Source organism: Streptomyces sp. NPDC002779 (genome assembly GCF_042888685.1).
In the GTDB taxonomy this organism is placed as follows: domain Bacteria; phylum Actinomycetota; class Actinomycetes; order Streptomycetales; family Streptomycetaceae; genus Streptomyces.
On record NZ_JBIAQC010000004.1, the window covers coordinates 16,903 to 40,199 of the forward strand.

Consider the following 23,297-nt stretch of genomic DNA (forward strand, 5'->3'; position numbering starts at 1 on the left):
TACCTCAAGTTGGTCACCGCCGACCTCCAGGAGACCCGTCAGCGCCTGCAGCGGACCGAGGCCAAGAGCCACGAGCCGATCGCCATCGTCGGCATGGCCTGCCGCTTCCCCGGCGACGTCACCTCCGCCGACGACCTGTGGCGGCTGGTCGCGGAGGGCGGCGACGGCATCACCCCCTTCCCCGTCAACCGGGGCTGGGCCGAGGACCTGTACGACCCCGACCCGGACACACCCGGCAAGAGTTACGTCACCGAGGGCGGCTTCCTGCACGACGCCGACCGGTTCGACGCCGAGTTCTTCGGCATCTCACCGCGCGAAGCACTAGCCATGGACCCCCAGCAGCGGCTCCTGCTGGAGACGGGCTGGGAAGCGTTCGAGCACGCGGGGATGGCCCCCGGCTCCCTGCGCGGCAGCCGCACCGGCGTCTTCGTCGGCGCGTCGAGCTTCGGCTACCTCACCGACATGCTGAACGTCCCCGAACAGGTCAGCGGCTTCTCCCTGACCGGCAACGCCACCAGCGTCCTCACCGGGCGCCTCTCCTACACCCTGGGCCTGGAAGGCCCCGCGGTCACCGTCGACACGGCCTGCTCGTCGTCACTGGTCGCCCTGCACCTCGCGGTCCAGGCGTTGCGGAACGGCGAGTGCGACCTCGCCCTGGCGGGCGGCGTCACCGTCATGCCGAGCCCCGGCGTCTTCGTCGAGTTCAGCCGCCAGCGCGGTCTGTCGGCCGACGGCCGCTGCAAGGCCTTCGCGGCCGCAGCGGACGGCACCGGCTGGTCCGAGGGCATCGGCGTGATCGCCGTGGAACGCCTCTCGGACGCCCGCGCCAAGGGCCACCGCGTCCTCGCCGTCGTCCGTGGCTCCGCCGTCAACCAGGACGGCGCCTCCAACGGCCTCACCGCCCCCAACGGCCCCTCCCAGCAGCGCGTCATCCAGCAGGCGTTGGAGAGCGCCCGCCTCACCCCGCGCGACGTGGACGCGGTGGAGGCCCACGGCACGGGCACGACGCTGGGCGACCCGATCGAGGCACATGCGCTGCTGGCCACGTACGGCCAGGAGCGCTCGGCGGAACGGCCGCTGTGGCTGGGGTCGGTGAAGTCGAACATCGGTCATACGCAGGCCGCCGCGGGCGTCGCGGGCGTCATCAAGATGGTGATGGCGATGCGGGCGGGCGTACTGCCCCGCACCCTGCACGTGGACGAGCCCACCCCGCACGTGGACTGGACGGCCGGCCACGTCTCCGTGCTCACCGAACCGCGAACCTGGGACGCGGCAGAGGAGGGCGGGACGCGACGCGCGGCGGTGTCCTCCTTCGGTATCTCCGGGACGAACGCGCACGTGATCCTGGAGGAGGCACCCCCAGAGCCGGCGCCGGAGCCGGTGGTCGCCGCCGGTGCTGGGTGGCCTGTAGTGCCCTGGTTGGTGTCGGGGCGTACGGCGGGAGCGTTGGCTGCGCAGGCGGGTCGGTTGGCGGGAGTGACGGGTGACCCGGTGGACGTGGGGTGGAGCCTGTGGGCTTCGCGTACGGCGCTGGAGCATCGGGCGGTGGTGTGGGGCCGGGAGACCTCCGAACTGACGGCTGGGCTGGGGGCGCTGGCGTCGGGTGCTGTCGCGGGTAATGCGGTGTCGGGTGCGGCTGTGGCGTCGGGTGCGCCGGTGTTCGTGTTTCCGGGGCAGGGGTCGCAGTGGTTGGGGATGGGGCGGGGGTTGTTGGAGTCCTCGCCGGTGTTCGCGGCGCGGATCGGGGAGTGTGAGGCGGCGCTGGGGCCGTTCGTGGACTGGTCGTTGAGCGAGGTGCTGACCGGTGACGATGACGGGTGGATGCAGCGGGTGGACATGGTCCAGCCGGTGTTGTGGGCGGTCATGGTCTCGCTGGCTGCTGTGTGGGAGTCCTTCGGTGTGACTCCGGCGGCTGTCATCGGTCACTCGCAGGGGGAGATCGCGGCTGCTGCGGTGGTCGGTGCGCTGAGCCTGGAGGACGCGGCTCGGGTGGTCGCGCTGCGTTCGGCTGCGATTCGGGATGAACTGGCCGGTCGTGGTGGCATGTTGTCGCTGGCGACGAGTGCTGAGCAGGCTTCGGCTTGGGTGTCGCCGTACGGGGATCGGGTCTCGATAGCGGTTTACAACGGTCCGGACGCCACGGTGGTGGCCGGTGATCCCGAGGCCCTGGATGAGATTTCTGCGGTGGCGGAGGCCGCTGGTGTTCGTGCGCGGCGGGTTCCGGTGGATTACGCCTCGCACTCCGCCCATGTGGAGGACATCAGGGCCAAGCTGCTGGAAGCCCTCGCCCCGGTGGCACCGCAGACCTCCCGCATCCCGCTCATCTCCACCGTCACCGGTGCCGTGTTGGACAGCGAGACCATGGGTGCCGCGTACTGGTACGAGGGCCTGCGCCAGCCGGTGCGCTTCACCGAAGCAGTTCAAGTCGCCCTGGAACAGGGCCACTTCCGGCACATCGAGATCAGTGCGCACCCCGTCCTCAGCACGGCCGTGCAGGCCATCGCGGAGGCGGCGGAGAAGCCGGTCACCGTCGTCGGCACCCTGCGACGGGACGAGGACGAGAGTGCCCGCCTCATCGCGAGCGCCGCCGAACTCTGGGTCCACGGCACCGACATCGACTGGTCGGCGGTCTACGCCGGCCGTGCCGCCACCCGGGTCGATCTGCCGACGTACGCCTTCCAGCGGGAGCGCTTCTGGCTGGAGTCGGCCGGCTCCGCGGGTGACCCCGCCGAGTTGGGTCTCGGTGCCGCAGGGCATCCGCTGCTCGGGGCGGCCGTCAGTCTCGCGGCGGACGGGGGACTGGTGCTGACCGGCCGGCTCTCCACCCGGACCCATCCGTGGCTCGCCGATCACACCGTCGCGGGCACTGTCCTCTTCCCCGGCACCGGCTTCGTGGAACTGGCGATCCGCGCCGGGGACGAGGTGGGCTGCGGGCATCTCACCGAACTCACCCTCCACGCCCCGCTCCTCCTCCCCGAGAGCGCGGGCGTGCAGGTCCAGGTCGTCGTCGCGGCCCCCGACGACACCGGCCGCCGGGCCCTGAGCGTCCACGCCCGGCCCGAGACCGACGCCACCGTGGACACGCCGTGGACCCGCCACGCCGAGGGCGTCCTCGCGGCCGCGACCCCCGTCGCGCCCGAGCCCGAGGCCGAGCTGACCGTCTGGCCTCCGCAGGGCGCCGAAGCCGTCGACCTCGCCGTCTTCTACACCGAGGCGGAGGCGGCCGGGTACGGATACGGCCCCGCCTTCCGCGGTCTGCGCACGGCCTGGCGGCTCGGCGACGCGGTCTACGCCGAAGTGGAACTGCCGGAGGAGCAGCACGCGGGCGCCGCCCGCTTCGGTGTCCACCCGGCTCTGCTGGACGCGGTGCTGCAGGCGATCGGCCTCGGCCGGTTCGGCGGGGACGACGGCCGGGACGAGGGTGTGGTGCGGCTGCCGTACGCCTGGTCCGAGGTGGCGCTGGCGGCCGTAGGAGCGGCGGCGGCCCGGGTACGGCTGCGGCCAGTGGGTCCGGACGCCGTGACCATCGACGTCGCCGACGCGGCGGGCCGCCCGGTGGCTCGCGTGGGTTCCCTGGCGCTGCGGCCCGTGCGCCCCGAGCAGGTGGCGGCGGCCATCGCCCCGGCCAACGACGGTCTGTTCGCGCTGCGGTGGAGCTCCGTACCGGCGGTGGCGGCCGAGACTTCGACCGCTTGGGCGGTCGTCGGTGACGACACCCTCGGCCTGGCCGCCGCCGTGCAGGTCGCGGGCGTGGCCGTCGACTCGTACCAGGATCTCGCCGGGCTCCGTGAGGTCGTGGAGGCCGGGGTCCCGGCCCCGCGCACGGTCCTGTACGTGCCGCCCGCCGCGTCCGGCGCAGGGCTCGCCCGGGACGCGGAGGCGGTGACGGCCGCCCTGCTCGCCCTGCTCCAGGAGTGGCTCGCCGACGACGCGCCGGCGGAGTCCCGGCTGGCCGTGGTCACCCGGGGCGCGGTGGCCACCCGGACCGACGAGGACATCCCGGACCTGGCGGCGGCCGCCGTCTGGGGGCTGGTCCGTACCGCCCAGACCGAGGCGCCGGGCAGGTTCCTGCTGGTCGACCTCGACCCCGGCGAGCAGGCGGTCGACGAGGTCACCGACGCCGTCGCCGCCGCGCTGGCCGCGGACGAGTCGCAGGTCGCGGTCCGCTCCGGCGAGGTGCTGGCACCGCGGCTGACCCGTGCCGACACGGGCGGCGCACTCGTGCCCCCGGCCGGCGAGCGGGCCTGGCGGCTGGACACGGCCGCCTCCGGCACCCTGGAGGGCCTGCGGCTGCTGCCCGCTCCGCAGGCGGCGGCCGAACTGGCCCCCGGTGAGATCCGGATCGGGGTCCGCGCCACCGGCGTGAACTTCCGGGACGTGCTGATCGGGCTGGGCATGGTGCCCGGCCAGACGGTCATGGGCAGCGAGTGCGCGGGCGTCGTGCTGGAAGTGGGCGCGGAGGTCACCCGCTTCGCCCCGGGTGACCGCGTCGTCGGCATCGTCGACGGCGGCTTCGGCCCGCTGGCCGTGGCCGACGCGCGCATGGTGGCGCCGGTGCCCGAGGGCTGGTCGTACGAGCAGGCCGCCTCCGTGCCGGTGGCCTACCTGACCGCCTACTACGGGCTGATGGACCTCGGAGGCATCGGACCGGGGCGCACCGTCCTCGTCCACGCGGGCGCGGGCGGCGTCGGGATCGCCGCGATCCAGCTCGCCCGGCACTTCGGCGCCGACGTCCTCGCCACGGCCAGTCCCGGCAAGTGGGACGTGCTGCGCGGCCTGGGGCTCACGGACGACCGGATCGCCTCCTCCCGGGATCTCGAGTTCAGGGAGAAGTTCAGTGCCCAGCGCGTGGACATCGTTCTCAACTCCCTCGCCCGCGAGTTCGTCGACGCCTCCCTCGACCTGCTGCCGCGCGGCGGACGGTTCCTGGAGATGGGCAAGACCGACAAGCGCGACCCCGAACAGGTGGCGCGCGATCACGCGGGCGTCGTCTACCGGGCGTACGACCTGAAGGAAGCCGGAGCGGAGCGCTGCGGCGAGATGCTGGCCGAGGTGCTGGAGCTGTTCCGGCGGGGCGCGCTGCGGCCCATGCCGATCACGACCTGGGACGTCCGGCGCGGGCCCGAGGCGTTCCGGCACATGAGCCAGGCCAAGCACACGGGAAAGGTGGTCCTCACCGCGCCGCCCGCCCTCGACCCGGACGGCACGGTCCTCATCACCGGCGGCACCGGCACGCTCGGCTCGCTCCTCGCCCGCCACCTGGTCACGGACTATGGCGTCCGCAACCTCCTCCTCACCAGCCGCACCGGCCCGGCGGCACCGGGAGCAGCCGAACTCATAGCCGAGCTGGGCGAGTTGGGGGCGACCGCGACCGTCGCCGCCTGTGACGCAGCCGACCGCGACCAGCTCGCCGCCCTCCTGGACGGCCTGAACCTGACGGGTGTCGTCCATGCGGCGGGCGTCCTCGCCGACGGCCTGGTCACCTCCCTCACCCCGGACCAACTCGCCGCCGTCTGGCGGCCCAAGGTCGACGCCGCCGTCAACCTCCACGAGCTGACCCGCGACGCCGACCTCGCCCTGTTCGTGCTCTACTCCTCCGCCTCCGGCGTCTTCGGCGGGCCCGGACAGGCCAACTACGCCGCCGCGAACGTCTTCCTGGACGCGCTCGCCCAGCACCGCCGCGCCCAGGGACTGCCCGCCACCTCCCTCGCCTGGGGTCTGTGGGCACAGGCCAGCGCCATGACCGGACACCTCGCCGACACCGACATCAACCGGGTCGCGAAGAACGGCTTCGTCCCTCTCACCGACCGGACCGGCATCGCCCTCTTCGACGCCGCCGCTGCCCGTGACGAGGCCCACTTCGTCGCCGCCCAGGTCGACACCGCCGCCCTGCGCGCCGCCGTCGCCGGAAAGCCGGTACCGCCGCTGCTCCGCGGCCTCGTGCGCGGCACCGCCCGCCGCACCGCCGAGACCGGGGAGGCGGACCGCACCGGCTCCCTCGCCGCACGGATCGCCGCGCTGGCGCCCGCCGAACGCGAACGTCACCTGCTCGACCTGGTCCGCTCCCATGTCGCCGCCGTCCTCGGCCACACCACCCCGGGCTCCGTCGACGCCGAACGCCCCTTCAAGGACCTCGGCTTCGACTCCCTCACCGCCGTCGAGCTGCGCAACCGCGTCAACGCGGCCACCGGCCTGCGCCTCCCGGCCGCCCTCACCTTCGACCACCCCACCCCGGCCGCCGTGGCCCGCCTCGTCGCAGGCGAGCTGTCCGGCGTACGGGACGACTCCGCCACCGCCCCCGTCACGGCGGCGGCGCCGGACGAACCGATCGCGATCGTCGGCATGGCCTGCCGCTTCCCCGGCGGCGTCGGCTCGCCCGAGGACCTGTGGCGCCTCGTCGGCGACGGCCGCGACGCCGTCACCGTCTTCCCCGCCGACCGCGGCTGGGACATGGAGTCGCTCTACGACGCCGACCCCGACGTCCGCGGCAAGACCTACCTGCGCGGCGCCGGACTGATGGCCGACGTCGCCGGGTTCGACGCCGGGTTCTTCGGGATCTCACCGCGCGAGGCCCTGGCCATGGACCCGCAGCAGCGGCTCGCGCTGGAGGTCTCCTGGGAGGCCGTCGAACGCTCCGGCATCGACCCGGCCTCGCTGCGCCGCAGCCAGACCGGAGTCTTCGTCGGGGCACTCAACTCGGAGTACCTCTCCCGGCTCGACTCGGTCCCCGACGAGGTCGAGGGCTTCCTCGGCACCGGCAACATGCTCAGCGTCACCTCCGGCCGCATCGCCTACCAACTGGCCCTCGAAGGCCCGGCGGTCACCGTCGACACGGCCTGTTCCTCCTCCCTGGTCGCCCTGCACATGGCCGTCCAGGCGCTGCGCAACGGCGAGTGCGACATGGCCCTCGCCGGCGGGGTGACCGTCGTCTGCACCCCGGCCGGATTCGTCGAGATGAGCCGCCAGCGCGGTCTCTCCCCGGACGGCCGCTGCCGCGCCTTCTCCGCCGACGCCGACGGCTTCGGCCCGGCGGAAGGCGTCGGCATGCTGCTCGTGGAGAGGCTGTCGGACGCTCGCGCCAACGGCCACCGCGTCCTCGCGGTCGTCCGCGGCTCGGCCGTCAACCAGGACGGCGCCTCCAACGGCCTCACCGCCCCCAACGGCCCCTCCCAGCAGCGCGTCATCCGCCAGGCACTCGCCGCCGCCGGGCTGGCCGCCGCCGAGGTGGACGCGGTGGAGGCACACGGTACGGGGACGACGCTCGGCGACCCGATCGAGGCCGCCGCCCTCATGGCCACCTACGGCCAGGACCGGGACCCCGACCGGCCGTTGTGGCTCGGCTCGATCAAGTCGAACATCGGGCACACGCAGGCCGCGGCCGGTGTGGCGGGCGTCATCAAGATGGTGATGGCGATGCGGGAGGGCGTACTGCCCCGCACCCTGCACGTCGACGAACCCACCCCGCACATCGACTGGACGGCAGGCGGCCTACGACTGCTGGCCGAGGAGCAGGACTGGACGGCGAACGGGCACCCCCGCCGGGCCGGAGTGTCGTCCTTCGGGATCTCGGGGACCAATGCCCACGTCATCGTAGAAGAAGCCCCGGAGGACACCCGGGCCGAACCGGCGCCCGTCGTGGTCGCCGGTCCCGAGGGCCTGTCCGTCTCGCCCGTCGTGCCGTGGCCGCTCTCCGCCCGCGGCGCGGCAGGACTCACCGCCCGCGCCGCCTCCCTCGCCGAAGCGCTCACGGACGCCGACCCCGTCTCCGCCGGCTGGACGCTCGCCTCCGGCCGCTCCCCGTGGGAACACCGTGCGGTCGTCTGGGGAGGGGACACCGGTGAGCTGACCGGGGGCCTGGCCGCACTGGCGTCGGGTCGGGTGACGGGGAACGTCGTCTCCGGTGTGGTGGGTTCAGGCTCCGGCGCTGTGTTCGTGTTCCCGGGGCAGGGGGCGCAGTGGCTGGGGATGGGGCGGGGGCTGCTGGAGTCCTCGCCGCTGTTCGCGGCGCGGATCGGGGAGTGCGAGAGCGCGCTCGGGCCGTACGTGGACTGGTCGTTGACCGAGGTGCTGAAGGGTGACGACGACGCCTGGATGCAGCGGGTCGACATGGTCCAGCCGGTGCTGTGGGCGGTCATGGTTTCCCTGGCGGCTGTATGGGAGTCATTGGGCATCGAGCCCGCTGCCGTCATCGGCCATTCGCAGGGGGAGATCGCGGCTGCGGTGGTGGCTGGTGCGTTGAGTCTGGAGGACGCCGCCCAGGTGGTGGCGCTGCGGTCCGCCGCGGTCCGGGACGAACTGGCCGGCCGTGGCGGGATGCTGGCGCTGGCGACCGGCCCGCAGCAGGCATCGCAGTGGGTGTCGTCGTATGGCGAGCGGGTCTCGATAGCCGTCTTCAACGGTCCCGATGCCACGGTCGTTGCCGGTGATCCGGAAGCCCTGGAGGAGATCGCCTCGGTGGCGGAGGCCGCTGGTGTACGGGCCCGGCGCGTCCCGGTCGATTACGCCTCGCACTCCGCGCATGTCGAGGACATCAAGGCCCAACTCCTCGACGTCCTGTCGCCGGTGACACCGCAGACCTCCCGCATCCCGGTGATCTCCACCGTCACCGGCGAGGTGTTGGACACGACGACCATGAACGCCTCGTACTGGTACGAGGGCCTGCGTCAGCCGGTCCGCTTCACCGAGGCCGTCCAAGTAGCCCTGCAACAAGGCAATTACACCCTCATCGAGGTCAGCGCCCACCCCGTGCTCACCATGGGCGTGCAGGCCATCGCCGAGGCGGCGGAACAGCCGGTCACGGTCGTCGGCACCCTGCGCCGGGACGAGGACGAGAACGCCCGCTTCCTCGCCAGTGCCGCCGAACTCTGGGTCCACGGCACCGACATCGACTGGTCCGCCGTCTACGCCGGGCGCCCCGTCAGCCGCGTCGATCTGCCCCCGTACGCCTTCCAGCACCAGCGCTACTGGCTGGAGGCCAGCGCCACCACCGCCGATGTCAGCGGCGCAGGTCTGGCCACCACCGATCACCCGCTGCTGGGTGCCGCCGTCAGTCTCGCCGCGGACGGCGGGGTCGTGCTCACCGGGCGGCTCTCCACCCGTACCCACCCCTGGCTCGCCGACCACGCCGTCGCCGGGACGGTCCTGCTGCCCGGTACCGGGTTCGTCGAGCTGGCGATCCGGGCCGGGGACGAGGTCGGCTGCGGGCACCTCGGCGAACTCACCCTGCACGCGCCCCTGGTCGTCCCGGCGGACTCGGGAGTGCAGGTCCAGGTGGTCGTCGGAGCGCCGGACGAGGGCGGGGTGCGCGAACTGGCCGTCTACTCCCGGCCCGAGGGCGCCGAGCACGACCATCCGTGGCTGCGGCACGCGGAAGGGCTGGTGAGTGCGGAGCCGGTCGATCCGGCGTCCGCGATCGACCTCACCGCCTGGCCGCCGCCCGGCGCCGAGGCGGTGGACGTGTCGGCGTTCTATCCGACGGCCGCTGCCGCGGGATACGGCTACGGGCCCGTCTTCCAGGGCCTGCTGGCCGTCTGGCGGCGGGGCGAGGAGGTCTTTGCCGAGGTCGCCCTGCCGGAGGAGGAGCACGCCTCGGCGGCCCGCTTCGGCGTTCACCCCGCGCTGCTCGACTCCGCCCTGCACGCCATCGGTTTCGGCTCCTTCGGCGGCGATCCGGCCGCGCTGCGGCTGCCGTTCGCCTGGACCGGTGTCTCGCTGTTCGCGGGCGGTGCCGAGCGGCTCCGGGTGCGGATCACCGCGGCCGGGGAGGACTCCCTGAGCGTTCAGGTCGCCGATGTGACCGGCGCTCCCGTGGCCGCCGTGGACTCACTGGTGCTGCGGACCGTCACCGCCGATCAACTCGCCGCCTCCGAGGCGCCGGAGGCCGACTCCCTCTTCGTCGTCGACTGGATCCCGGTGCCGGTGCCGGACGGCATACGCGCGGACCGCTGGGCGGTGCTCGGCGACACGGTGCCGTTGCCCTCCGGCGCGGTCGCGCACCACGATCTTGCGGCGCTGCAGGCGGCCGTCGAGGCGGGCGCGCCGGTTCCCGAGGCGGTTCTCTGGTCGCCGCCCGCCCCAGGTGCCGGTTTCCCGGCCGACTCGGCTCGGCAGGTCACCGCGGACGTCCTCGCCCTCGCCCAGGAGTGGCTGGCGGACGAGCGGCTGGCGGACTCCCGGCTCGCCGTCGTGACCAGGGGCGCGGTCTCCACCGGCAGGGACGCCGACCTCACCGACCTGGCCGCCGCGCCCTCCTGGGGCCTGATCCGCTCCGCCCAGTCGGAGAACCCGGGCCGCTTCCTCCTGCTCGACCTGGACCCGGCGGAGGAACCCGGCGGCGCCGCCGTCGCAGCGGCGCTCGCCGCCGCCCTGGCGGCCGACGAGACCCAGGTCGCCGTGCGCGAGGGCACCCCGCTGGTGTCCCGGCTGGTGCGCCCCGGAGGATCGGACGCCCTGGTCCCGCCCCCGGGCGCCGCCTGGCGGCTGGACACGGCCGCCTCCGGAACCCTGGACGGGCTGACCCTCCTGCCGTACCCGGAGGCCACCGCGCCGCTCGCCGCCGGAGAGGTCCGGGTCTGCGTCCGTGCCGCGGGCGTCAACTTCCGCGACGTCCTGATCGGCCTCGGCATGGTCCCCGGCCAGACCGTCATGGGCAGCGAGGGCGCCGGAGTCGTCACCGAGGTCGGGCCCGGCGTCACGCGGTTCGCCCCCGGTGACCGGGTCCTCGGCCTCATGGGCGGCGCCCTCGGCCCGCTCGCCGTCACCGACCAGCGGGTCCTGGCCCCCGTACCGGAAGGATGGTCGTTCGAGCAGGCGGCGTCCGTGCCGGTGGCGTTCCTGACCGCGTACTACGGCCTGGTCGACCTCGGCTCCGTGAAGGAGGGCGACTCCGTCCTTGTGCACGCGGGCGCGGGCGGCGTCGGAATGGCCGCGATCCAGCTCGCCCGGCACTTCGGCGCCACCGTCCTCGCCACCGCCCACCCCGCCAAGTGGGAGGCGCTGCGCGAACTCGGTCTGCCGGACGAACGGATCGCCTCCTCCCGGGACCTCGACTTCCGCGACACGTTCAAGTCGGCCACCGGCGGTTCCGGCGCCGACATCGTCCTCAACTCCCTGGCTGGCGAGTACGTCGACGCCTCCCTCGACCTGCTGCCGCGCGGCGGCCGGTTCCTGGAGCTGGGCAAGACCGACCGGCGTGACCCCGCCCGCGTCGCCGAGGACCACCCCGGTGTCTCCTACGCGGCCTACGACCTCGCCGACGCCGGGGCCGGCCGCATCGGCGACATGCTCACCGACATCCTGCGGCTCTTCGCCACCGGAGCGCTCCGGCCGCTGCCCGTGACCACGTGGGACGTCCGCAGGGCCCCGGTGGCGTTCCGGCACATCAGCCAGGCCCGGCACACCGGCAAGGTCGTCCTCTCCATGCCGCCGGTCCTCGACCCCGACGGCACCGTCCTGATCACCGGCGGCACGGGCACCCTCGGCTCCCTCCTCGCCCGCCACCTGGTCGCCCGGCACGGCGTACGGAACCTGATGCTCACCAGCCGGCAGGGACCGGACGCCTCCGGCGCCGGTGACCTCCTGGCCGAACTGACCGAGCTGGGTGCCACCGCCGAGATCGTCGCCTGCGACACGGCTGACCGCGAGCAACTGGCCCGCGCCCTCGCCGCCGTACCCGCCGCGCATCCGCTCACCGGCGTCGTCCACGCCGCCGGGGTCCTGGCCGACGGTGTGCTCGCCGCGCACGGGCCCGAGACGCTGGCCCAGGTGTGGCGTCCCAAGGCGGAGGCCGTCATGCATCTGCACGAGCTGACCCGCGACCGCGACCTCGCCCTGTTCGCGCTCTACTCCTCCGTGGCCGGGATCGGCGGCGGCGCCGGACAGGCCAACTACGCCGCCGCCAACACCTTCCTGGACGCCCTCGCCCACCAGCGGCGCGCCCAGGGACTGCCCGCCCTCTCCCTCGTCTGGGGCCTGTGGGAGCAGGCCAGCGCCATGACCGGCCACCTCGACCGCACCGCCGCCGACCGGGCCCGTCAGAACGGACTGGTCAAGCCGATGGACAGCGACACCGGCCTCGCCCTCTTCGACGCCGCCCGCCGACTGGACGAGACCCTGGTCCTCCCCGTCCGGCTCGACCTGCCCCTGATGCGGGCCCGCGCCCGCACCACCGCCGACGTCCGCCCCCTGTTCCGCGCCCTGGTCAAGGTCAGCGGGCGGGGCCGCGCCGCCGACACCCGGTCGACCGCGGACGGCGCCGCCGCCCTCACCGCCGCCCTCGCCGGACTCAGCGCCCCCGAACGCGAGCACCACCTGCTGGACCTGGTGCGCACCCACGCGAGCGCGGTCCTCGGCCACACCGGCACCCGGGCCGTCGAAGCCAACCGGCCCTTCAAGGACCTCGGCTTCGACTCCCTGACCGCGGTCGAACTGCGCAACCGGCTCGGCGCCGCCACCGGCGTCCGCCTCGCCACCACCGTGGTCTTCGACCAGCCCACCCCGCTCGCCCTCAGCCGGCACCTCCTCGCCAAGGTCGCGCCGGACACCGGAACCACCGCCGCACCCGCCGCCCCGGACCAGGAGACCGGGGACGCCGAACTCGGCCGCGCGCTCGCCGCCATCCCGCTCCACCGCCTCCGCGAGGCGGGCCTCGCCGAGACGCTGCTGCGGCTCGCCCGGGACGAAACCGCACCGAACACCCCCAGCGACGACGACGGAACCACCGAAGCCATCGCGGACATGGAGGTCGACGACCTCGTCCGGATGGCCCTCGGGGATGCCGACTCCGACTGCTGAGACGACAGACCCGAGAAGACGGAGGCGACATGACCACCGCGCACGGAAATGACAGGAACGACAAGGTCGTTGCCGCCCTGCGCGCCTCGCTGACCGAGGCGGAACGGCTGCGCAAGCAGAACCGGCAGCTCCTGGCGGCCGCCCGGGAGCCCATCGCGATCGTCGCCATGGCCTGCCGCTACCCCGGCGACGTCCGCTCGCCCGAGGACCTGTGGCACCTCGTGGAGACGGGCACGGACGCCATGTCCGCCTTCCCCGCCGACCGCGGCTGGGACCTCGACACCCTCTACCACCCCGACCCGGACCGCCCGGGCACTTCCTACGTCCGCGAAGGCGGCTTCCTCCACGACGCCGCCGACTTCGACGCCGACCTCTTCGGCATCTCCCCGCGCGAGGCGCTGGCCATGGACCCGCAGCAGCGGCTACTGCTGGAGACGTCGTGGGAACTCCTCGAACGGGCCGGCGTCGACCCGGCCCGACTGCGCGGCCGACCGGTGGGCACCTTCGTCGGCGGCGGCCACTCCGGCTACGGCGTCGGAGGCGCCCGCCTCCCCGAGGGATACGCCCTGACCGGCAGCACCTCCAGCGTCATGTCCGGCCGGGTCGCCTACACCTTCGGCTTCGAGGGCCCCGCCGTCACCGTCGACACCGCCTGCTCCTCCTCCCTGGTCGCCCTGCACATGGCCGTCCAGGCGCTGCGCAGCGGCGAGTGCGACATGGCCCTCGCGGGCGGCTCCGCCGTCATGCCCACCCCGTTCACCTTCGTCGAGTTCAGCCGTCAGCGCGGGCTGGCCGCCGACGGCCGCTGCAAGTCCTTCGCTGCGGCTGCGGACGGCACGGGCTGGGGTGAGGGCGCGGGCGTGCTGCTGCTGGAGCGCCTGTCGGACGCGCAGCGCAACGGCCACCAGGTGCTGGCGGTGGTGCGGGGTACGGCGATCAATCAGGACGGCGCGTCCAATGGCCTCACGGCGCCCAACGGGCCGTCGCAACAGCGCGTGATCCGTGCCGCGCTCGACAACGCCGGGCTGACCGCCGCCGACGTGGACGCGGTGGAGGCCCACGGCACGGGGACGACGCTGGGCGACCCGATCGAGGCCCACGCGCTGCTGGAGACGTACGGCCAAGGCCGGGACCCGGAGCGGCCGTTGTGGCTGGGGTCGGTCAAGTCGAACATCGGGCACACGCAGTACGCGGCCGGTGTCGCGGGTGTCATCAAGATGGTGATGGCGATGCGGGCGGGAGTGCTCCCGCGTACCCTGCACGTCGACGAGCCGACCTCGCACGTCGACTGGACGGCAGGCGCCGTCGAACTCCTCACCGAAGGCATCGACTGGCCCGAGACGGGCCGCCCGCGCCGGTCTGCCGTGTCGGCCTTCGGGATCAGCGGGACGAACGCCCATGTGGTGTTGGAGCAGGCACCGGAGGTCGCGGAGGCGGTTGAGTCTGCGCCTCGGGTGGGTGGGGTGCTGCCGTGGGTGTTGTCGGCCGGTTCGGCGCAGGCGTTGGTGGCGCAGGCCGGGCGGTTGTCCGGGGTGGTCGGTGGGCTGGATCCGGTGGATGTGGGGTGGTCGCTGGCGACCGGTCGGGCCGGGCTGGGGCATCGGGCGGTGGTGTGGGGGCGGGACCGTGCGGAGTTGACGGCGGGGCTGGCTGCCGTGGAGTCCTCCGACGGGACGGTGGACGGGCGCCTCGCGCTGCTGTTCACGGGGCAGGGGTCGCAGCGGGCGCGGATGGGGGCGGAGCTGGCGGCTGAGTTCCCGGTGTTCGCGCGGGCGTTGGATGAGGTGTGTGCCGGGTTCGAGGGGCTGTTGCCCGGGTCGCTGGCGGACGTGTTGGCGACTGATACCGACATGTTGGACCAGACCGTGTTCACGCAGGCCGGGTTGTTCGCGGTGGAAGTGGCGCTGTACCGGCTCGCTGAATCGTGGGGTGTTCGTCCCGACTTCGTGATGGGGCATTCCATCGGTGAGTTGGTCGCCGCGTATGTGGCGGGGGTGTTCTCCCTTGAGGACGCCTGTCGCCTGGTCGCCGCCCGCGGTTCGTTGATGCAGGCGTTGCCCGGCGGTGGGGCGATGCTCGCGGTGCAGGCCGGTGTCGAGGACGTTGTTGCGGACCGGGTTGACGTGGCTGCCGTCAACGGGCCTACGTCGGTGGTGGTTTCGGGCGCCGAGGCGGATGTCGAGGAGGTGCGGGAGCGGCTGACGGCGGCCGGGGTCAAGACGCGGCGGCTGGCGGTCTCGCACGCCTTCCACTCCTCCCTGATGGAGCCGATGCTGGCCGACTTCTCCGAGGTGGCCGCGAGCGTCGACTACGCCGAGCCGCGCATCCCGGTGGTGTCGAACCTCTCGGGCCGGGTGGCGGGCGAGGAGATCCGGACCCCGGAGTACTGGGTACGGCACGTCCGTCAGACCGTGCGCTTCGCGGACGGGATGGCGTGGCTGGCCGGCGTAGGGGTGAACAAGTTCCTGGAGCTGGGCCCCGACGCCACGTTGACCGCGATGGGTGCCGAGAGCGTCGAGGGGCTGTTCGTCCCGGCCACTCGGCGGGGCCATGGCGAGGTGGAGACGTTCACGCAGGGCGTGTCCCGGCTGTGGGCGAGCGGTGTCGACGTGGACTGGGCCGCCCTCTTCGAAGGCCGCAACCCGCACCGCGTCGACCTGCCCACCTACGCCTTCCAGCGCGAGCGCTACTGGCTGGAGTCCGCCGGCACCCCCGCAACGGCACCCGAGGACCCCGAGGAGCTCCGGTTCTGGGAGGCCGTGGAACGGGAGGACGTCGTCGCGGTCGCGGAGGCGGTGGACGCCGGTCACGACGGCACGGATGCCGCTCTGCGCGAGGCGTTGCCCGCGCTCGCCGCCTGGCGTCGGCGTCGGCGGGAACAGAGTGCGGTCGACGGACTCCGCTACACGGTGACGTGGAAGCCCATGACCGGTAGGGAGGTGACGGCCGCCGGGCGCTGGCTCGTCGCCGTTCCCGAGGCCCCCGCAGATCCGGCGTTCCAGGCCGCCGTCCTGGCCGCCCTCACCGCGGCCGGGATCGAGCCGGTCACCCTGACCGTTCCGCTCACCGGCACGGACTGGGCCGAACGGCCCGCCGAGGACGCCCCGTACACCGGTGTGCTCTCCCTCCTGGGCTGCGACCCCGCCGCCCTCACCCCCGATGCCGACGGGCTCGCGCCCGCCGTGACCGCCACCGTCGCCCTGCTGCACGCCCTCACCGCCGCCGGGACCGACGCGCCCCTGTGGTGCGCCACCCGGGGTGCCGTCAGTGCCGCGCCCTCCGACGCCGCGCCCGACGCGGGCGGCGCCTCGCTCTGGGGGCTCGGCCGGGTCGTAGGGCTGGAGCTGCCCGATCTGTGGGGCGGTCTCGTCGACCTGCCCGCGACGTTGGACGAGCGGACCGGCCGGTTGCTCGTCTCCGCCCTGCGCGGCGCCGGAGGCGAGGACCAACTCGCCGTGCGCTCCTCCGGGTTGCTGGCCCGGCGGCTCGTGCGGGCGACCGGTGGTGCCCGGGAGGAGGGGGAGTGGCCGCCGCGCGGCACCGTCCTGATCACGGGTGGCACCGGCGCGCTCGGCGCCCATGTCGCCAGGGCCCTCGCCGATGCGGGCGCCGACCATCTGCTGCTGCTCAGCCGACGAGGGCCCGAGGCACCCGGCGCCAACGCCCTCGCCGCCGAACTGCGCGCTACGGGAACCCAGGTGACGGTCACCGCATGCGACGCCGCCGACCGGGACCGGCTCGCCGAGGTTCTGGCCGGAATCCCGGAGGAGCTGCCGCTCACCGCCGTCGTCCACACCGCCGGAATCGTCGAGGACGGCGTGGCGGCCTCCCTCACCGAGGACGCACTGCGCCGGGTCCTGCGTCCGAAGACGGCCGCCGCCCACCACCTCCACGAACTGACGGCACGTCACCACCTGTCGGCCTTCGTGCTGTTCTCCTCCGTCTCCGGCACCATCGGCACCCTCGGCCAGGCCGCCTACGCCGCCGCCAACGCCTCCCTGGACGCGCTGTCCGCGCGGCGCCGGGCCGACGGGCTTCCCGCCACCTCCGTCGCCTGGGGGCCCTGGGCCGGAGCGGGCATGGCGGGGGAGCAGGTCGTGGAGAGCGGGGTGCGGCGCGCCGGTCTGGTGCCGCTGGACCCCGCGCGTGCCGTGGCCGCGCTGCGCCGGGCCGTGCTCGGCGGCACCGATCCCGCCGGTGCCGTCGCCGTACTGGACGTGGAGTGGGACCGCTTCGCCACCGCCTTCACCGGCAACCGCCCCAGCCCGCTGCTCGCCGACCTCCCCGACGTGCGCCGGGCCCTCGCCGGCCGGGTCGTCGGCGGCGACCGTACGGCCGACGCCGACGACCTCGCCACCCGGCTCACCACGCTGCCCGCCCGCGACCGGGAGCGGGCCGTGGTGGACGTCGTACGCGGCCATGTGGCCGGAGCGCTCGGGCACGCCTCCGCCCAACGCGTCGACCCCGAAAGGCCGTTCAAGGAGCTGGGCTTCGACTCGCTGACCGCCGTGGACCTGCGCAACCGGCTCATCGCCCACACCGGGCTGCGGCTGCCCACCACCCTCGTCTTCGACTACCCCACCACCACCGCCCTCGGCCGCCACCTCCTCACCCACCTCCTGCCGGAGACGGAGGAGAACGGCAGCGCGACAACGGCCACGGGGCCGGGCGGCGACCTCGACGACGACCCGGTCGTCATCATCGGCATGGGCTGCCGGCTGCCCGGCGGGGTCGACTCGCCCGAAGCGCTGTGGGAACTGCTGGCCGAGGGCCGCGACGCCATCACGCCCTGCCCCGACGACCGCGGCTGGGACATCGAGGACTACTACGACCCCGACCCCGAGCGGCCCGGCAGCACCTACGGCCGCGCGGGCGGCTTCATGACCGGCGCGGACACCTTCGACGCCGGGTTCTTCGGGATCTCGCCGCGCGAAGCCCTCGCCATGGACCCCCAGCAGCGGCTCCTGCTCGAATCGAGCTGGGAGACCATCGAAGGGGCCGGGATCGACCCGCACAGCCTGCGCGGCAGCAGGACCGGCGTCTTCGTCGGCCTCGTCGCCTTCGACTACGCCGGCGCCTACGGCCCCGGACAGGAGGACCTGGAAGGCTTCCTCGGCATCGGCAACTCCGCGAGCGTGGCCTCCGGCCGGGTCGCCTACACGCTCGGCCTCGAAGGCCAGGCGCTCACCGTCGACACGGCCTGCTCCTCCTCGCTGGTCGCGCTGCACCTCGCCGCGCAGGCCCTCCGCAGCGGCGAGTGCTCGCTCGCGCTCGCCGGTGGCGTCACCGTCCTGCCCTCGCCCTCCATCTTCCTGGAGTTCAGCCGTCAGCGCGGACTGTCCGCCGACGGCCGCTGCCGCGCCTTCTCCTCCGACGCAGGCGGCTTCGCCCCCGCCGAGGGCGTCGGCATGCTGCTCCTCGAACGGCTCTCCGACGCCCGCCGCAACGGCCACCGCGTCCTCGCCGTCGTCAAGGGCAGCGCGATCAACCAGGACGGCGCCTCCAACGGCCTCACCGCCCCCAACGGCCCCTCCCAGCAGCGCGTCATCCGGGCCGCCCTCGACGGCGCCGGACTCACCACCGCCGACATCGACGCCGTCGAGGCGCACGGCACCGGCACCACCCTCGGCGACCCCATCGAGGCACAGGCGCTACTCGCCACCTACGGTCAGGGCCGGGAGGCGGACCGGCCGCTGTGGCTCGGCTCGGTGAAGTCCAACCTCGGCCACACGCAGGCCGCCGCCGGGGCCACCGGCATCATCAAGATGGTGCTGGCGATGCGGGCGGGCGTACTGCCCAAGACCCTGCACGTCGACGAGCCCACCCCGCACGTCGACTGGACCGCCGGTGACGTCGCCCTGCTCACCGAGCCGACGCCGTGGCCGGAGACGGGCCGGGTCCGCCGCGCGGGCGTCTCCTCCTTCGGGATCAGCGGCACCAACGCGCACGTCATCCTGGAGGCCCCGGAACCGCAGGACGCGGCCGGTGCCGTGCGGCCGCCCGGCTCCGGCGAGCCGGTCTGGCGGGACGGGCCCCCGCCGTGGCCCCTGTCCGCACGCGACGCCGACGCACTGCGCGCCCAAGCCGCCCGGCTGGCCGACCACTTGGCCTCCGGTGACGACGACCCGGCGGACGTCTCCTACGCCCTGCTGACCCAGCGCGCCGCCCTCGAACACCGCGCCGTCCTCCTCGGCCGGGACCGCACCGCCCTCCTGGGCGCCGCCCGCGCCCTCGCGGCGGATACGCAAGCCCGGACGCGCGGCACCCCGGCGGACACCGACGCCGCCGGTCTCGTCGTCACCGGGCGTGCCGGCTCCGCCGGCGGTGTCACGTTCGTCTTCCCCGGGCAGGGCTCGCAGTGGCTCGGCATGGGCCGTGAACTCCTCGCCACCAGCCCCGTCTTCGCCGCCCGCGTCGCCGATTGCGAGGCGGCCCTGGCGCCGTACGTCGAGTGGCGGCTCACCGACCTGCTCAACGGCCCTGCACCCGGTTCCCGTTGGGCGGAGTGGACGGAGCACGTCGAGATCATCCAGCCCGTGCTCTGGGCGGTCATGATCTCACTGGCGGCCGTCTGGGAGGCCCTCGGCGTCACGCCCTCCGCCGTCATCGGCCACTCCCAGGGCGAACTGGCCGCCGCCGTCGTCGCCGGGGCGCTGAGTTTGGAGGACGGGGCCCGCATCAGCACCGCCCGCGCGGCGCTCGGCGTGCCGTTCCAGGAACGCGGCGGCCTGGTGTCCGTCGCCGAGGGCGCCGAGGGAATCACCGCGCGGCTGGCCGCCCGGCACGGCACGCTCTTCGTCGCCGCCGTCAACGGACCCTCCTCCACCGTCGTCGCCGGCACCCACGAGGCGCTGGCCGACCTCATCGCCGAGCTGGAGACGGACGGCGTCTGGTGCCGCCGCGTCGCCCACTCCTACGCCTCCCACTCACCCCACATGGAGGAGATGAAGGAGGACCTGCTCGCCGCCATCGGCACCCTCGAACCCCGGCCCGCCCGCGCCGCCTTCCTCTCCACCGTCACCGGCGGCCCTTACGACCCCACCGCCCTGGACGCCGCCTACTGGTACCGCAACCAGAGCGAGCAGGTCGCCTTCCGTACCGCCGTCGAGGCCGCGCTCGACCTCGGCCACACCACCTTCATCGAGGTCAGCCCGCACCCCGTGTTCACCGCCGCCATCGAGGAAACCGCCGCCGCCGCCGACCGGTCCGCCGCCGTCACCGGGACCCTCCGCCGCAACGAAGGCGGACCCGACCGGTTCGCGACCGCCGCCGCCACCCTCTGGGCCGCCGGAGCCGACATCGACTGGACCACCCTGCACACCGGCCGCGCCCCACGCCGCGTCGACCTGCCCACCTACCCCTTCCAGCGACGCCGCTACTGGCTCACCGCCCCCGCCGGCGCCACGGGCGACCCCGCGGGCCTGGGCCTCACCGACACCGGCCACCCCCTGCTGGGCGCCGTCGTCCACCCCGCCGACGACGACACCCTGCTGCTCACCGGCCGACTCGCCGCCCACGGCCACCCCTGGCTCGGCCAGCACCGGGTGCTCGACACCGCGCTGCTCCCCGGCTCCGCCCTGACCGAGCTGGCCGTCCGCGCCGGCGACGAAGCGGGCTGCGGCCACCTGCGCGAACTCGTCCTGCGCAGCCCGCTGGTCCTGCCCGAGCGGGGCGGCGTACGGATCCAGGTCACCGTCGGTGCCCCGGGCGCCGACGGCGAACGCACCGTCGCGATCCACTCCCGCCCCGAGAGCGGCCCCGACGACGAGCCCTGGACCTGCCACGCGGAAGGAGTCGTACGCCCCGAGACCGGCTCCGAACCGGAACCGGCGGGCCTGACCACCTGGCCGCCGCTCGGCGCCGAACCCCTCGACGTCACCGGTTTCTACGACACCGCCGAGGCCGCCGGGTACGGCTACGGCCCCGCCTTCCGCGGCCTGCGCGCGGCCTGGCGGCTCGGCGAGGAGATCTACGCCGACGTAGCCCTCCCCGAGACACTCCGCTCCGAGGCCCAGCGCTACGGCCTCCACCCCGTCCTCTTCGACGCCGCCCTCCACGCGGGCGCCCTGACGCAACCCACCGATCCCGCCGCGACCGCCCTGGCCTCCGGTGTCACGGCCCCGGCTCCCGCTGCCACGGTCCCGGTCCCCGGCGCCACGGCCGCAGCCCCCGGTGTCACGGTTCCGGCCTCCGGCGCCACCGCCTCGGCCCCCGGCCTCACGGCCCCGGCCTCCGCCTCCGGCGCCCCGGTCCCGGCCTCCGGCGTCACGGCCCCGGCCTCCGCCTCCGGCGCTCCGGTCCCGGCCTCCGGCGTCACGGCCCCGGCCTCCGCCTCCGGCGCCCCGGTCCCGGCCCTCGGCGTCACCGCTCCGGCCCCCGCTGCCCCGGCCTCCAGCGCCACCGCCCCGGCCTCCCCTGCCACCGCCCTGCGGCAGCCCTTCGCCTGGACCGACGTACGCCTGCACGCCACCGGTGCCCCCGAACTCCGGGTCCGCCTCACCCCCGTGGGCCCCGACAGCACCCGGATCCTGCTCGCGGACCCGGCGGGCCGTACCGTCGCCGAGGTCGCCGCACTGGTCCAGCGCACCGTCGACGCCAAGCAGCTCGCCGCCGCGGCCACCGCCGACGACGTCCTCCTCCACATCGAGTGGACCCCGCTGACCGAGCCGGAAACCACCGTGCCCGGCGACGAGTTCGCCACCTGGGCCGTCCTCGGGGACGACCCGCTCGACCTCGCCGCCGCCCTTCAGAACGGCGGCCACCCCGTCAGCGACCACCCGGACCTCGACGGCCTCCTCGCCGTCCTCGACGCGGGCGTACCCGCACCGGAGTGGGTCCTGCTCCCCGCCGCCACCCGCGACCCGGCCGCCCCCACCCCCGCGATCCAAGCCGAGGAGGACCGTGCCGCGGCCCTCCTGGACCGCTGGCTCGCCGACGAACGACTGACCGACATCCGGCTGGCCGTCGTGACCCGCGGAGGCGTCGCCACCCAGGGTTCCGGAACCGTCGCGACCGACCCGGCGGGCGCCGCCGTCCACCACCTCGTCCGCCGCACCCAGGCCGAACACCCCGGCCGCGTCGTCCACCTCGACCTGGACACCGCCCCGGAACCGGACCTGCCGCACGCCCTGCGCACCGCCCACGCCACCGCGGAACCGGCCCTCGCCCTGCGCGACGGCACACTCCTCGTACCGCGCGCCCGCCGCCTGCCCCTGCCCACCACCGAGGAACACCCGCCCCTGAACGGCACCGTCCTGCTCACCGCCGCAGGCGACGGCGCCCCCGCCGCGGCCCTCGCCCACCACCTGGTGACCGAACGCGCCGTCCGCACCCTGCTCATCGCCGCCCCCGCCACCGACCCCCTCACCGAACTGACCACCGCCCTCGACGCCGACCTGCTCCGCAGCCATGGGGTGACCCTGCAACGGGCCACCGGCGACCCCACCGACCGCGGTTGGCTCGCCGGACTCCTCGACGCCCTGCCCGCCGAGCAGCCGCTCACCGCCGTCGTCGACACCGCGGCCGACCCCACGACCACTCTCCACCTGCACGAACTGACCACAGACCGCGCCCTCGGGGCCTTCGCCGTACTCGCCGCCGCACCCGACGCCCGCCTCACCGCCCTGGCCCACCACCGCCACGCCGCCGGACTCCCCGTCGCCCTCGTCACCAGCGCCCCCTGGGACCGCCGTACGAAGGCACCCGCGGCACCCGAACCGGACCCGGCCCCGCAAGCCGCGCCCCCGTCCGCCGCCCGCGTCCTCGCCGCCGCCCTCCACCTGAGCCTGCCGCCGCTCGTCACCACCCGGCTCGACCCGACGGACCTGCGCCGCCACGCCGCCGCCGGCACCCTCCCCCCGGAACTGCGGGAACTCGTACCCGCCGGCCCGACCCGCCGCCGCGGCGCCGCGGGCGCGGCCCAGGGCACCGACCCGGACGGCGGCGACGCCCTCCTCACCAGGCTCGCCGGCCTCACCGCCGACGAACGCCTCCGCCACCTCACCGACCTGGTACGCCGGGAAGCCGCCGCCGTCCTCGGCCACGACTCCGCGGACGCCGTCGACGCCCAACGGCAGTTCAAGGAGGTCGGCTTCGACTCGATGATGTCCGTCCAGCTCCGTAACCGCCTCGGCGCCGAGACCGGTCTCGACTTCCCGGCCACCCTCGTCTTCACCTACCCCGCCCCCGCCACCCTCGCCGCCCACCTCGACGAGCGGCTGCGCCTGGCCGACAGCGGCCCCGCCACCGACCGTACCGACCGCGTCCTGGCCGAGATCGAACGGCTCGACACCGCCCTCGCGGCCGTCGAGACCGACCTCACCGACCACGCCGCCCGCGCCCGCGTCGTCAAGCGTCTCCAGTCCGTGCTCTGGCGATGGACCGGCAACACCACACCCACGGGCGACAGCCCCGGCGAGGGCGTCATCGACGACACCGCCCTCGACTCCGTCACCGACGACGAGATGTTCGACCTGATCGACCGCGAGCTTGGAGCCTAGGAGTAA

The 23,297-nt window shown here is 74.5% G+C and carries 1 protein-coding gene and 1 pseudogene; both read left to right on the forward strand.

The window, feature by feature from the left end; all coding sequences use genetic code 11:
• Nucleotides 1–15 precede the first annotated feature (15 nt).
• Nucleotides 16–12,792, forward strand: a pseudogene (locus ACFYW5_RS13005) (SDR family NAD(P)-dependent oxidoreductase); the annotation flags it as partial.
• Between the two features lie 29 nt (nucleotides 12,793–12,821).
• Nucleotides 12,822–23,291 (forward strand): type I polyketide synthase, encoded by a 10,470-nt coding sequence (locus tag ACFYW5_RS13010; protein WP_389417019.1) that lies wholly within the window; start codon nucleotides 12,822–12,824, stop codon nucleotides 23,289–23,291.
• Nucleotides 23,292–23,297 lie beyond the last annotated feature (6 nt).

Excerpts from the sequence above, each read along its gene's own strand:
- ACFYW5_RS13010 (WP_389417019.1), top strand. The coding sequence starts at position 12,822 with ATGACCACCGCGCACGGAAATGACAGGAACGACAAGGTCGTTGCCGCC.